Source organism: Mucilaginibacter ximonensis (genome assembly GCF_042686265.1).
Taxonomy (GTDB): Bacteria; Bacteroidota; Bacteroidia; order Sphingobacteriales; family Sphingobacteriaceae; genus Mucilaginibacter; species Mucilaginibacter ximonensis.
On the sequence record NZ_JBHUPD010000001.1, the window covers coordinates 1,156,765 to 1,169,618 of the forward strand.

Consider the following 12,854-nt stretch of genomic DNA (forward strand, 5'->3'; position numbering starts at 1 on the left):
TTGCTCAGAATGACAATTAGTGATTTTTACTCCTCACCGTTCTCTGTTCTATTCTCTTCTCATAATTTTCACCTTGAAATATCCGATGCACATAAATTCCCGGTGTATGGATCTGATCGGGATCAAGTTCGCCGGGTTCAACCAATTCTTCCACTTCGGCAATAGTTATCTTGCCCGCCATGGCCATAACCGGGTTAAAGTTTCTGGCCGTAGCCCTGTAGATAAGGTTGCCCATGGTATCTCCTTTCCAGGCTTTAACTATGGCAAAATCCGCATCAAAAGCCAACTCCATCAGGTAATCTTTCCCGTTAAAATTCCTGATTTCTTTGCCGATAGCTACCTCTGTACCTATACCGGCAGGCGTAAATATAGCCGGCATACCATAACCCGCTGCCATACAACGTGTTGCCAGGGTACCCTGCGGAATAAGCTCTACTTCGAGCTCGCCACTTAAAAGCTGCCGTTCAAACTCGGCGTTTTCACCTACGTACGATGCTATCATCTTTTTAACCTGTCGTTGTTTAAGCATCAGGCCAATGCCAAAATCGTCGACTCCGGCATTGTTGGATATACAGGTTAAATTTTTCACTCCTTTTTTAACCAGCGCCGCAATACTGTTTTCGGGCAATCCGCATAGGCCGAAACCACCCAGCAAAAGTATAGCGCCGTCATGCACATCGCGTATTGCGTCGTCGGCATTATGAAAGACCTTGTTCATTGGTTTATAATTGATTTAATAAATCTACTAAATCGTAATACACAAAAACAATTATCAAATGCATGTATTACTATTATATAACCATAAAACACAGATTATGTTACTTAATGATGATGATTTTGAAAAGGACAAAGGCGTTGAGCAAGGCCAGCCAAACGCTTACCGTGTAGATGATGACAAAAATCCGGAAGAGAAAGATCTGAAACGCAGCGGTGAAATGCATCCTGTCACTGAAGGGCAGCCTATGGGCGGTCAAAACTTCGGCGCAAATAATGTAACATCAGCCGGCGATGACAAGAATAACCCGTCGCAAAATGCGGGTTACGACAACGCTTATTTCAAACGTAACGAACCGGCCGAAGAACACCCTGAAAACAGTAATTTTAAACCGGATGAGAAGCTGGACTACGAAGAAGGCACCGCAGATAACGACGGTGAAAGCAACGACAAACCAAATATTCCGGGGCCTGGTGAGTTGCCTGACCAGCAGAAGGTTGGGGAGTGACCTCTTTTGTCATCCTGAGCATAGCGAAGGATCTTATACGCTTTACTAATCGCTCATACAAGATCCTTCGCTATGCTCAGGATGACAATTTATTATTTAAATATCCTTTACCGCAAATAAACATACGTAATCCCATCACCACCCCTATCAGCATGTTCATCCTCCATCCTATCAACCTGGTCGTATTTTTTGAGGTATTGGCGGATCATTTTTCGCAGGATACCGTCGCCTTTGCCATGGAGAATTTTCAGGCTGCCGTAGCCCATCATCACCGCGCGATCAAACAACCGTTCAATAGCTGCAAGAGCGTCCTCGGTACGCATTCCCCGCACATCAATTTCCGGACTAAAGCTGGCAATGTCGCCGGTATTAGCCGCAAAATTGCGCCGCACCTCTTTGGGTACTGATGATTTGGATACCTTCTGAACGCGCTTGCGTTTAGCAACGGTACGCAGGTCGCCGATGGCAATAACCACGCTATCTTTTACTATTTCAATTACCTGGCCGGTAGTCTCTGAGTCGGTTAGCTTTACCCAGTCGCCAGCTTTTAGTTCTTCATCTACGGCCTGCTTTTTAGGAGCTTCCGGCCTGATAGTATTTTTCTGCAGTTCCTTATTGAGATTTTCGCGCAGGTCCCGGGTCTTTTCTTTATCGGCATTACTGCTTTTTATCTCGGCTATGGTATTCTCAATCAGCCGGTTGGCATTAACAATTATATTCCTGGCTTCCTCTTTTGCTTCGCGAATCAGTACTTTCTTATTTTCTTCGAGATAACTTTTCAGTTTTTCATTCTCAGCAAGTAAAGTATCAACGCGGCGCTGTTGTTTGTCCAATTTTACGCGGGTATCCAGAATTTCTTTCTTTTCTCGTTCAAGTCCTACCAGCAAAGTATCGACATTTTTTTGTCCTGCACTGATCTTGTTCTTCGCCAGGTCAAGCACCTGTTTCGGCAGGCCTATTTTCTGCGCAATCTCAAAAGCGTAAGAACTACCGGGCTTTCCAACTTCAAGAATATACAGCGGCTGCATTTCAACATTATTAAACAACATCGAGGCGTTTTCAATCCCCTCGGTGTTGCCTGCAAATATTTTAAGGTTTGAGTAGTGCGTGGTTACCATGCCCTTAACCTTTTTGTAATTGAGCGATTCCAGAACGGCTTCGGCAATCGGTCCGCCAAACTGCGGATCGGTACCGGTACCAAATTCGTCTATCAATATAAGCGACTTGCCGTTAGCGTTTTCTACAAACTTTTTCATTTTGGAGAGATGCGCACTGTAAGTACTCAAGTCGCTTTCTATAGATTGGTCATCGCCGATATCGACAAAAAGCTGTTTGAAAATACCTGCCACGCTATCTTCACTAGCGGGAATGAGCAAACCGGCCTGTACCATCAGCTGCAGTAACCCAACGGTTTTCATACAAACCGACTTACCACCGGCATTGGGCCCAGAAACCACTACAATGCGGGTTTGTTCGTCTATCTGCACGTTAAGCGGCACCACGGTTTTGTGCTCCTTTTTAAAGTTCAGAAACAACAGCGGATGCCGCGCATTCATCAGCCTTAGTTTAGCCTCATTGACCACCTTAGGCATTTCGGCCTCAATATCAATGGCAAACAGCGCTTTGGCACGCACAAAATCAAGTTTGGTGAGCAAACCATGATAAGAAAGCAAAAGTGGCACATAGGGCCTTAATTCATCTGTCAGAATGGTTAATATCTTAATAATCTCGCGCCGCCGGTCAAACTCCAGATCGCGCACCCGGTTGTTTAGAGCAAAAACCTCTTCAGGTTCCATATAAACCGTTTGGCCCGATGCAGATTCGTCATGAATAAAACCCTTAAGTTTACGCTTGTTTTCGGCAAGCAGGGGGATACACAATCTACCGTCGCGCACAGTTAGCGAACCATCTGCTGTCCAACCATTCGCGGTAGCATTTTTAAACACCTGGTCAATTTTGCGGCGGGCCTCCTGTTCGGCCTTGGCTATACCGGCAGTTATTTCAGCCAGTTCGCGCGAGGCGTTGGGTTTTATCTTGCCCTTGGTGTCAATCACCTGTTCAATTTTGCGGATGATGGCTTTCTCAATCGGCAAGTGCTCAAACAACGCCTCCAGGTTGGGATATTGCCCCTCGCGCTCATTGAAATATCCAATGACAGCGAACACTGTAGTAAGCGAGGCGTAGATCTGAAAAAATTCTTCTTCAGTTAAAAACGCCCCTTCAAGCCTGGCCTTGTTGGCTAGTACTTTAATATCATAAAAATGGGTAATGGGCAGCGCGGCGTCATTTTGCAGGATATTTTTAAATTCATGAGCCTGGCTTAAAAATTTGCTGATCTGCTCAAAGTTGCTCATTACCTGAATACGATCAACCATTTGCTGGCCCATCACACTGAGGCAATGTGCTTTTATTAATTCTTTTACCTCAGTAAATCCTAATTTATCAATACTATTTTCGGGGAAGATCATTATTGTAGTCGCTTTTTGAAGCTATGCAACCGGACACCAGGCACAATGACAGAATTAGGTTTAATTCCTTTTTTTGTTAATGAATCTTTTCTGGTTTTTTCCAGTTTTAACTGCTCGGCTTCGGCACGCTTTCTTTTAACCTCGTTTTCTTTCGCCATGATAGCATTCATTGAGTCAGATTTAGCTTGCAGTATTTTAATTATATCGTCATACATCTTCATGAAATCATCAGGGTGCCTACTATAATAAAGCACACTTTTTCTGAATTGAGTAGAGTCTGTATGATGCTGTTTAAAAACATATACATAATGGCCGGTGCTTCTGTATAAGCTGTCGCTGTTTGATTGGTTTGACAAGGCGCCGTCCACCAGGTGAATATCAACCAGCAGGCTTATCATATCCCGCCGCGCAAGGACACCTTTTGCATCCTTATCGTCATTGCAGGCACACAATAAAACCAAAGCTGAAAAAAACAAGAGAATATGTTTACGCATTCTTTAATTTAGCGGTTTGATTGACAAAATTACGGATTAATGAGCATTGCAGATAATATCAAACGTTTAAAAACGCAGACTGTACCCAAAAAAGTATCGCTTATTGCGGTATCTAAAACAAAATCAGTCGAAGATATTCAGGAGGCGTATGACGCGGGTCAGCGATTGTTTGGTGAAAACCAGGTACAAGAGATGGTTGAAAAACACGAAAAACTGCCTAAAGATATTCAGTGGCACCAGATAGGCCATCTGCAAACTAATAAAGTTAAATACCTGGCGCCGTTTATTACCATGATACAGTCGGTTGACAGCCTGAAATTACTTCAGGAGATCGACAAACATGCGCTGAAAAACAACCGGGTGATTGATTGCCTGTTACAGATTTATATTGCAGATGAGGATACCAAATTCGGGCTGGGTTTTGACGAAGCTATCGAACTTTTAAGATCCGAAGAATTCGCCCGGTTAAAAAATGTTCGCATTCGCGGGTTGATGGGCATAGCCACCAATACCGACAAGGAAAAACAATTGAAGGATGAGTTCCACGAACTTAAAGTTTTCTTTGATGGCGTTAAAGTAAGCTTTTTCAGAAAAGAGGATAGCTTTAATGTAATATCAATGGGTATGTCGTCAGACTACGAGATAGCTATAGAACAAGGCAGCACCATGATTCGCGTTGGAAGCACTATTTTTGGCGAGCGTGTGATTAAGCACTGGAAAAATAACTAGATCTCGGATTTCGGATGTTCGATTTTGGATTAAAAACGTCCCGATCACCAATGACGCGAAGCAAATGACTAATGACTCAATGACCAACAATATACATTTAAGAATAGCTGAAAAACAAGATTGTGTTCGCCTGCTTGAACTGGTAAATGAACTGGCTTTGTACGAGCGGGCGCCCCAAGAAGTAACGGTTACGATCGAAGAGTTTGAAGACGCAGGTTTTGGTGAACGCCCGGTGTGGAAAGCTTATGTAGCGGAGGTTGATGGATTGATCGTCGGCTTTGCGTTGTATTACATACGTTTTTCAACCTGGAAAGGCTGCCGCATGTACCTTGAAGATTTTATAGTGACCGCACCAATGCGCGGCCGCGGTATAGGTAAGCTGTTGTTTGACCAACTGATACTTGAAGCCAAAGAAATGGGCTTTGCGGGTATGGTTTGGCAGGTGCTCGACTGGAACGAGCCTGCGCTTAATTTCTATGCCAGATATAACGCGGCGCTTGATGCGGGCTGGCTAAACGCATCATTATCGAAAGAACAGTTACTAACTTATTGATACATATATGAAAACCTGGCATCTTTTAACCATAGGTCTTTTTGCAACGTTAAGCAGTTGCAACTGGGGCGAAAAAAACACCACTAAGCCTGATATCAATACAGATACATTGGCCTACATCTATAAAACCGTAAAACAACGGGCTGCCGATTGCGGTAACAAGCCCGACACTGGCTGTACAGTGGCACAGGTAAAATATCCGCTATTTAAAAATCAGCCTGTTTTAAATGATACAGTCAACAAAAGGATAATCGGGCTTTTTGGTTATAACAATCCTGACAGAAAACCTGATACTAATCTTGCCAAATATATCATGAGTTTTGTAAAGCAGTACGAAAGCGATAAAGCAAAACAATTTACCAGAAACATGTTTTACACGCTTGACCTAACGGTAAAAATAGTAAGACAAGACTCAAGCCTGACCACCATAGAACTAAGCGGTTACAATTACGAGGGTGGCGCCCATGGTGGCAGTATAACTACATTTATCAACTGGAACACCAAGGCAAATAAAGATATAAAGTTAGGCGATATATTTACAGATGGCTACAAACAACAACTAACTACCATTGCCGATACTATCTTCAGAAAACAGGAAAAGCTTACGCCTACGCAATCGCTGGCTAACGACTATTTTTTCAAGGACAATAAGTTCGCGCTGAACGAAAACTTTTTGATTACGCCACTGGGTATCAAATTCCTTTATAATCAGTACGAAATTAAACCGTATGCTGCCGGGCAAACAGATCTGTTTATCCCTTACGCCAAAATCAAATCTTTGTTAAAACCTAATACGGTTATTACTCAATATCTTAAATAAATGCTTGTTTTTAAATTTGGAGGGGCATCGGTTAAGGATGCAGAAGGTATTATTAATCTGGCCAACGTAGTCGAAAAATATAAAAATGAGCAATTGCTTATTGTTGTTTCGGCTATGGGTAAAACTACCAATGCTTTAGAGGCGCTAACCAAAGCATACATAAACCAGGCCGATGATATGCATGACATTTATGAAGGCATAAAACGCTACCATTACGAAATTATGGGTAGCTTGTTTGAAAACGGCGACCCGGTTTTTGACGATGTGGCCAATACTTTTGTAGAGATTGATTGGATGATAGAGGATGAACCCCACGATGATTTTGGTTTTACTTATGACCAGATCGTATCTGTAGGCGAATTGGTTTCGACCCGTATTGTTGCAGCCTACCTGAATAAAGCCGGCTTAAAAAGTCTATGGCTTGACGTGCGTGGTTATATTCATACAGACAACAATTACCGCGAGGGGCGTGTGCAATGGGCCAAAACCCGCGATAGCATTAAGGGCAGCATTCCCGCTCAGCTTGAGCGTAGTTTTGTAGTTACCCAGGGATTTTTGGGCGGTACGTCTGAGAATTTTACCACTACGCTGGGTCGTGAAGGTTCTGATTATACCGCTTCAATATTTGCCGCAAGCCTCGGCGCAGATTCGGTTACTACCTGGAAAGATGTGCCGGGTATATTGAATGCCGATCCGAAACTGTTTAAAGACACGGTTAAGTTTGATGAATTAAGTTATACTGAAGCTATTGAGATGACTTATTACGGCGCTTCGGTTATCCACCCTAAAACCATTAAACCGCTGCAAAACGCTAATATACCCTTGTTTGTAAAATCATTTAATGATCCGGATGCTGCCGGAACGATCATCAAAGAAAACGCTGCTAACGTATTTAAAAAGCCGGTTATCATTGTTAAACAAAAACAGGTATTGCTGTCTATTGCGCCAAAAGATTATTCGTTTGTTACCGAAGATCATTTAAGTGATATCTTCAGGAAGTTTGCCGAGCACCACGTAAAAGTAAACGTTATGCAAACCTCAGCGCTGAGCTTTAGCGTTTGCTTTGATTATAAAGAAGAATACTTTGGCGGATTGCTAAGCGAACTACACGAAAACTATAAAACCAAGTACAATAGCGACCTGAGCCTGGTTACCGTAAGACATTATTCTGCGGGGACTATTAAAGAGCTAACCAGCGATAAAACCGTTTTACTGGAACAGGTAAGCCGTAATACAGCTCAACTGGTTTTGAAATAAGCCTTTATTCTGTTAACTTGTACAGCGCATAAAATATAACACCATGAAAAAGCACCTCTTATCACTCGCAACCCTAATTCTGGCTTTCTCGCTATCAACTTTCGCGCAGGATACTCCACCTCCTGCTACAGACGTTGTATTGAAACAAGCCTATGCCCAGGCCAAAAAAGAAAATAAAAAGGTGTTATTGATGTTTCATGCCTCATGGTGCGGCTGGTGCAAAAAAATGGACGCCAGCCTGGAAGACCCAAGTTGCAAAAAATTCTTTGATGACAACTACGTAATCGCACATTTAGATGTCTTGGAGCAACCGGCAAAGGCAAATCTGGAAAATCCGGGATCATTAGATCAGCTTAAAGCTTTTAAAGGCGAAAAAAGCGGCTTGCCTTTTGGCTAATACTGGATGCAAAAGGAAAGATGCTGGCCGATAGCCAGATCAGGCAGGCGGGCGCGTCATTGGATACTCCCGGCGAAAGTATAGGCTGCCCGGCTGAGGAGAGTGAAGTAGCTTATTTTCTGAAACTGCTAAAGTCAACCTCAAAACTAACTGACGACCAGTTATCAATTATCGGTAAGCGATTTGCACAAAACAAGCCTGCGCCTGTAAAACCATCTTCGTCTAAATAATAATTAGCGGCTTTGTTTAATGCTGCGATACGGCTTATCGTAGTCTGTGCTGCTGTACATAGTCAGGATGCTGTCTTTCAATGTCATGTAGTCGCCTTGCTGGCTAACCACCATTTTGCGCACGCCTTTAACTGTAACCTCCATTGGTGCAATGGCCGACACGACAGTACCCGCGCTGTCAAGCTCTAAAATATACAATTGATTGTCTTCGTGCTTGTCTTCAGCAATAAAGCTGATAGTTTTGGTAGCATCATCAATAAACTTACCTACTATTTGTTTGCCGTTTAGTTCTTTGGGATCAAGGGACAGCAGTTGTTTAGCTTTTTCGGGCGTAAAGCCTACAAACTCAAAACTTAAAAAATTTTTGTTTTTATCTGCAACGGTATCTGCCGGCGATACCACGTTTTTATCGTGATAAGCAGCGGTTGCATAAACGGTTACTCCGGCTTTATTAGCATAACTATTGCCCGGCAAGATAAAGTCTATCTGCAAATTGTTGTATTGTGTGCTGTCGCTTTTGATATAAGAAGCGATGTCAACCATTTCACGTTTACTGATACGGTCGTTTACCTGTACATCCAGCTTTACACCATCTTTTATTTTGGTAGATTTTAATACCTGAAAAGGAGTTTTGGGTTTTGAGTTACAAGCGGTAAGGATTACCAGGCACAGGATGAGAACTTTTTTCATATCGCTACAAAAGTAGCTATTAAACCCAGAAACACCTACATAAAAAAGCCCCCGATTGTATCGGAGGCTTATCCATTTTTTATAATAATGGTTTTCTTTTTTGTTGCTTATGTGCGCTGTCTTTACTTGACGTTTGAAATGAGCGCTGCCCACCGGCATTGCTAATACCCCTTTCTTTCATCCGCTCATTCTGGTCTGTAAAACCCCGGTCGGCAGTTGATGATCCCTGTCCGTTGCCGTTTTTAAAATCCTGTGTTTTCATGGTATCATAACATTAAGTTCACAAGATACAATGCAACAACTATACCAGTTGTTCAAACAAATCTTTTTTACTTTTTTTTTTCCATACCGAACCATATATATAGGTAGTATGCCAACAAAGGTTGCATCTATATCTTTTGATAGGTAACCAAAATAAAAAGGTCTTCACTATAAAACCTCTTGGAACCCGGGTATCCAATTCGCCCTTACTGCACTTAGTGCATCTTCTTCTTTCTCTGGTTGTGTCCATGGTAAGATTTGGTTAGGTTAACTAATTAACCTTAATACGTTTGGGCGAAAGCATACCGGGTTAATTAATAGTTGAACTAAGTTAACTATAGACAATAGCCGAACGCAATTTTTGAGGGTATACAAAAAGGGGACAAAACAGGTAAAAAGAGTGGACAAAAAGCAAATCTAAGCTTCACAGTCGCGCAATCACATCGTCAATACTAATGCCCTCAGCTAAGTGCATTTTTTTGCGTAGACGCTGCCTGGCTTTTTTTATACCGTCAGGTGTAATGCCCAACATACTTGCCATCTCCTTCTTTGACGATTGCAGCTTGATTAAAGTGAGTAAGCGAATGTCTGTCTCAGACAGGTTGAGAAAACTCTTTTTCAGGTTAAACAAAAAGTCAGGATATACCTTCATGAATATTTTTTTAAACTCGAGCCAATTAGAATCGGTCATGATATGAGCCTGCATAAGCTCTTCCAGATGTTCAACTACTGAACTATCCACATTTTTATTTTTGAGCTGATCTATCTGCTCCTTGAAACTGTCAATCAGTTTATTGTTTTTGCGTATATGTTCGGTATAAGTTTGCAGCTTCATGGCAGTATACTTCAGTTCCTCGTCCACCCTGCGTTTTTCTGCGCTTAGCAGTTCTTTATCTTTCCGGGCTTTCAAAGCTTGCCTGCTATAAAACAATATCAGTATAATGATCAATAAGAAAAGAATGATAAATGCGGCATCACGCTCCCGGGCCTGTGCTTTAAGCCGGCTATCTTCAGCCCTCTGCTTACCAATAGCATACTCCATTTTTACCAAATCAACTGCAGCTATGTTATTTTGGGCAGCCAGGCTATCTTTGGTTAACTCATAAATTTTACGAAAAGTAAGCGCTTTGGCAGGGTTGCCCATTTTATCATAACACTGGGCCCGCAGATCATAGATATCCGTTTTAATGTTTAGTACTGATACCGCGCTGTATTTGATCAGCGACTCGGCAGTATCCAATAATTTTAAGCTTGGCACCAGGGCATTTTTCTGAAGGTTGATCTTTACCAGCCTTAGCAAAGCAATAGCTGCGTTATTTTTTTCGCCGTACTTAAGCGACTGCGTATAATCTGTTGTAATGGCAGGCAGCGCTTTTTCATAATCACCCAAACTTAAATAAACCGAGCCAATGTTACCGGTAGCAATCCCAACCCAAACTGTATCTTTACTTTTTTTAGCCAAATCCAGCGCCTTATTAAAATAAGGCAAAGCCTGCTGATATTGCCCGTTATTTCGCCTGATCAGGCCAAGTGTGTTAATCATCGTTATCTTTTCGCGCGGGTTGCTTATAGGGTATTTTAAAGCATTTTGCAACTGTATCTCGGCATTATTATAATCGCCTAAATGATAATAAAAGTCAGCCACCTGGCTGTAATAAGTACTCATATCAGGCACCTTATCAAAACCTATCGACTTAAATACCTCCTGTGCTTTTAAAATATTAAGGCAGGCCCTCGTGTTATGCTTAAAATTGAAATAAAACATACCTTCATGGTGAAGGCATATAGCAACATACAGCGGGAGTTTGTTCTCTGTTGCAAATTCAATGGCGCGGCGATAATAGGCTATAGTTTTTTTATTGAATCGGAGATTAACAGCGTAATAATCGGCTTTTAAATCAAACACAATACACTCCAGGGCCTTATCATCAAGCTGCCTGGCTAATGATGTCAGTTGATCAAGGTAACCCATAGCTAAAGCTTCTGGTACATGCCTGAACTTTTTTTTATAAATATTGGTAGCTGTAGAAACACGTTCCCCTGGTTTTATATTTACAAGTGAATCGAATGGGTGTAGGGTGCCTTGTTCTACAGGTATTGTATTTGCATATGCAAATTGATAATTGGAAAAGAATAGTAAAAGCAATAAGACGAATACACCCTTGAGTTTGGCTGGCATACCGCAAAGGTCTCGGTTAAAAAGGGGGTCCATGTCTGATTATCAGCGACTAAAGTAATAATTAATCTTTAACCGCAACGTAAATAAGCTGTCAATTTACAGTCAATTGTTCCTATCTGGAATAAACCGTTAAGCAAATTAACCTAAATAAGGGTTTATTAAATTATAAAGGTAATTTTGCCCGACAATAAAAACATAAATGGCAGGGTTTGAAAAAATAAAACTGAGTAAACAATTATTGAGGTCCCTTACGGACATAGGCTATACGGCCCCTAAAGAAATCCAGCACAAAACCTTGAACCGTATTATTGGCGGCCAGGATGTAATAGCTATAGCTCCGAAGGGCTCGGGCAAAACCACTACTTATGTACTCGCTGCTTTAAACCGCTTCAACTATGCCCCCGAAGGCGTACCAAAAGTACTTATCCTGGTACCAGAAAAGGAGGACGTTTTAGCTACCATTGAGCAATTTGATAAATTCAATAAAAACAAATCCATTTCAATAACCGGGCTTTATGTTGCACCAGGGCTTGAAGCGCAGATGGATGCCTTAGCCGACGGAGCCGACATTGTTGTTGCTACGCCCGACCGCGCCCGTGCCATTTACCTGAAACTAGGGCTTAATCTTAATAAAATAGAGGTTTTCATTATAGATGATGCCGACAGGATAATAAAGAAAGGCATGCAACTGCCAATGACCGAACTGGCTAACAGCATAACCAAAGCCCAACGACTGATATTTACGGATGTGCTACACAGTAAATTAGAAAGTTTAATTGAACCATTCCTGAATAACCCGGCTGTTATTGAGGTAGATGAACTTCAAGAAACCGAACTTGTAACCTATCATCAGTTGCTGTATAAAGTACCTAACTTTTTAACCAAGCAAAACCTGTTGAACTTGTTTTTACAGGATGAAGAAGTATTTACCAAGGCAGCGGTATTTATCAATAACAAAGCATCTGCCGAAACGATATACCGCAGTTTGCATCGCCGGTTTTACGATGCTGTTGGTTGTTTAAAACCGCTATTCTTTGATATGAATGGCTATCAATCTGCCGAAGAATTTAGGGCAAACGCGGAAGCCCGCATAATGATTGTAGTTACAGAAAACAATGATGATATTGATTTAGGCGGCATTCCGTTCCTGATTCATTTTGACATACCACAGGATACTGAAACTTACATTAAACACGTAACAAACACTACAGGCAGCGACGAAACCATAGCCTTAACTTTTGCTACCGATATGGAGTTAAGCCTGGTAAAAGAGATAGAATACGCAACAGGGAACAAAATGGAAGTTTCTGCCCTGCCTGAAGACCTTGTCATTGTAAACGCGCCAAAGTCAAGAACAGAACCTAAAGCTGAAAAGAAACCAGAACCCGAAGCCGGTGCAGCTTTCCATGAAAAGAAAGCATCTAACAATAAAAACTACAATTTAAGCGCCAGCGAAAAGGCCAGAATGAATAAAAAGAAAAAGCACGGTTAATTGCGGCACTTAATGTAACAAGCTCAGCAACACCCCTGGTATAACAAAGAGACCCCGCCGA

Annotated in this window: 14 protein-coding genes; 8 read left to right on the forward strand and 6 right to left on the reverse strand. The window is 41.9% G+C overall.

Annotation, left to right across the window (positions count from 1 at the left end):
* Window positions 1-16 precede the first annotated feature (16 nt).
* Window positions 17-718, reverse strand: a complete 702-nt coding sequence (locus tag ACFS5N_RS05210) for a CoA transferase subunit A (protein WP_377182940.1) — start codon at window positions 716-718, stop codon at window positions 17-19.
* A 97-nt stretch (window positions 719-815) separates the two neighbouring features.
* On the opposite strand from ACFS5N_RS05210, the gene ACFS5N_RS05215 reads away from it, so the two are divergent.
* Entirely contained in the window at window positions 816-1,223 is a 408-nt protein-coding gene (locus ACFS5N_RS05215; RefSeq protein ID WP_377182942.1) for a hypothetical protein, read from the forward strand.
* Window positions 1,224-1,330: 107 nt separating this feature from the next.
* Here the strand turns inward: ACFS5N_RS05215 and ACFS5N_RS05220 are convergent, their stop codons facing one another.
* Together ACFS5N_RS05220 and ACFS5N_RS05225 are read right to left on the reverse strand one after the other, a co-directional pair.
* Window positions 1,331-3,691 (reverse strand): endonuclease MutS2, encoded by a 2,361-nt coding sequence (locus tag ACFS5N_RS05220; RefSeq protein ID WP_377182944.1) that lies wholly within the window; start codon window positions 3,689-3,691, stop codon window positions 1,331-1,333.
* Complete coding sequence (locus ACFS5N_RS05225; RefSeq protein WP_377182946.1) at window positions 3,691-4,185, reverse strand: DUF4296 domain-containing protein; 495 nt, start codon at window positions 4,183-4,185, stop codon at window positions 3,691-3,693. Before ACFS5N_RS05225 ends, ACFS5N_RS05220 begins: the two co-directional genes overlap by 1 nt.
* Window positions 4,186-4,224: 39 nt before the next feature.
* Here ACFS5N_RS05225 and ACFS5N_RS05230 point away from each other — a divergent pair, with 39 nt between their 5' ends.
* From ACFS5N_RS05230 to ACFS5N_RS05255, 6 genes are all read left to right on the forward strand, one after another.
* Window positions 4,225-4,914, forward strand: coding sequence for a YggS family pyridoxal phosphate-dependent enzyme (locus tag ACFS5N_RS05230; protein ID WP_377182948.1), 690 nt, complete (start codon window positions 4,225-4,227; stop codon window positions 4,912-4,914).
* A 64-nt stretch (window positions 4,915-4,978) separates the two neighbouring features.
* Window positions 4,979-5,467 carry a GNAT family N-acetyltransferase gene (locus ACFS5N_RS05235; RefSeq protein WP_377182950.1) on the forward strand — a complete coding sequence of 163 codons (489 nt, stop codon included), beginning with the start codon at window positions 4,979-4,981 and terminating at the stop codon, window positions 5,465-5,467.
* A 7-nt stretch (window positions 5,468-5,474) separates the two neighbouring features.
* Complete coding sequence (locus ACFS5N_RS05240) at window positions 5,475-6,287, forward strand: DUF3298 and DUF4163 domain-containing protein (RefSeq protein WP_377182952.1); 813 nt, start codon at window positions 5,475-5,477, stop codon at window positions 6,285-6,287.
* The gene (locus ACFS5N_RS05245) at window positions 6,288-7,544 is read left to right on the forward strand and encodes an aspartate kinase (RefSeq protein WP_377182954.1); all 1,257 of its coding nucleotides are present in this window, start codon (window positions 6,288-6,290) and stop codon (window positions 7,542-7,544) included.
* Between the two features lie 43 nt (window positions 7,545-7,587).
* Complete coding sequence (locus ACFS5N_RS05250) at window positions 7,588-7,941, forward strand: thioredoxin family protein (RefSeq protein WP_377182956.1); 354 nt, start codon at window positions 7,588-7,590, stop codon at window positions 7,939-7,941.
* A 20-nt stretch (window positions 7,942-7,961) separates the two neighbouring features.
* Window positions 7,962-8,171: a hypothetical protein gene (locus ACFS5N_RS05255; RefSeq protein WP_377182958.1), complete on the forward strand. Its 210-nt coding sequence runs from the start codon at window positions 7,962-7,964 to the stop codon at window positions 8,169-8,171.
* Between the two features lie 3 nt (window positions 8,172-8,174).
* On the opposite strand, the gene ACFS5N_RS05260 is transcribed toward ACFS5N_RS05255, so the two are convergent.
* The 3 genes from ACFS5N_RS05260 to ACFS5N_RS05270 all read right to left on the reverse strand — a co-directional run bounded on the left by ACFS5N_RS05260 (window position 8,175) and on the right by ACFS5N_RS05270 (window position 11,301).
* Window positions 8,175-8,861 (reverse strand): hypothetical protein, encoded by a 687-nt coding sequence (locus ACFS5N_RS05260; RefSeq protein WP_377182960.1) that lies wholly within the window; start codon window positions 8,859-8,861, stop codon window positions 8,175-8,177.
* 79 nt (window positions 8,862-8,940) lie between these two features.
* Window positions 8,941-9,123 carry a hypothetical protein gene (locus ACFS5N_RS05265; RefSeq protein ID WP_377182962.1) on the reverse strand — a complete coding sequence of 61 codons (183 nt, stop codon included), beginning with the start codon at window positions 9,121-9,123 and terminating at the stop codon, window positions 8,941-8,943.
* A 423-nt stretch (window positions 9,124-9,546) separates the two neighbouring features.
* Complete coding sequence (locus tag ACFS5N_RS05270) at window positions 9,547-11,301, reverse strand: tetratricopeptide repeat protein (RefSeq protein ID WP_377182964.1); 1,755 nt, start codon at window positions 11,299-11,301, stop codon at window positions 9,547-9,549.
* A 199-nt stretch (window positions 11,302-11,500) separates the two neighbouring features.
* On the opposite strand from ACFS5N_RS05270, the gene ACFS5N_RS05275 reads away from it, so the two are divergent.
* The gene (locus tag ACFS5N_RS05275; RefSeq protein ID WP_377182966.1) at window positions 11,501-12,793 is read left to right on the forward strand and encodes a DEAD/DEAH box helicase; all 1,293 of its coding nucleotides are present in this window, start codon (window positions 11,501-11,503) and stop codon (window positions 12,791-12,793) included.
* The last annotated feature ends 61 nt before the right edge of the window (window positions 12,794-12,854 follow it).

Coding starts and splice junctions, on each gene's coding strand:
- ACFS5N_RS05265 (WP_377182962.1), bottom strand. CDS start 9,123: ATGAAAACACAGGATTTTAAAAACGGCAACGGACAGGGATCATCAACT.
- ACFS5N_RS05250 (WP_377182956.1), top strand. CDS start 7,588: ATGAAAAAGCACCTCTTATCACTCGCAACCCTAATTCTGGCTTTCTCG.
- ACFS5N_RS05270 (WP_377182964.1), bottom strand. CDS start 11,301: ATGCCAGCCAAACTCAAGGGTGTATTCGTCTTATTGCTTTTACTATTC.
- ACFS5N_RS05215 (WP_377182942.1), top strand. CDS start 816: ATGTTACTTAATGATGATGATTTTGAAAAGGACAAAGGCGTTGAGCAA.
- ACFS5N_RS05225 (WP_377182946.1), bottom strand. CDS start 4,185: ATGCGTAAACATATTCTCTTGTTTTTTTCAGCTTTGGTTTTATTGTGT.
- ACFS5N_RS05235 (WP_377182950.1), top strand. CDS start 4,979: ATGACTAATGACTCAATGACCAACAATATACATTTAAGAATAGCTGAA.
- ACFS5N_RS05220 (WP_377182944.1), bottom strand. CDS start 3,691: ATGATCTTCCCCGAAAATAGTATTGATAAATTAGGATTTACTGAGGTA.
- ACFS5N_RS05210 (WP_377182940.1), bottom strand. CDS start 718: ATGAACAAGGTCTTTCATAATGCCGACGACGCAATACGCGATGTGCAT.
- ACFS5N_RS05260 (WP_377182960.1), bottom strand. CDS start 8,861: ATGAAAAAAGTTCTCATCCTGTGCCTGGTAATCCTTACCGCTTGTAAC.
- ACFS5N_RS05255 (WP_377182958.1), top strand. CDS start 7,962: ATGCTGGCCGATAGCCAGATCAGGCAGGCGGGCGCGTCATTGGATACT.
- ACFS5N_RS05230 (WP_377182948.1), top strand. CDS start 4,225: ATGAGCATTGCAGATAATATCAAACGTTTAAAAACGCAGACTGTACCC.
- ACFS5N_RS05245 (WP_377182954.1), top strand. CDS start 6,288: ATGCTTGTTTTTAAATTTGGAGGGGCATCGGTTAAGGATGCAGAAGGT.
- ACFS5N_RS05240 (WP_377182952.1), top strand. CDS start 5,475: ATGAAAACCTGGCATCTTTTAACCATAGGTCTTTTTGCAACGTTAAGC.
- ACFS5N_RS05275 (WP_377182966.1), top strand. CDS start 11,501: ATGGCAGGGTTTGAAAAAATAAAACTGAGTAAACAATTATTGAGGTCC.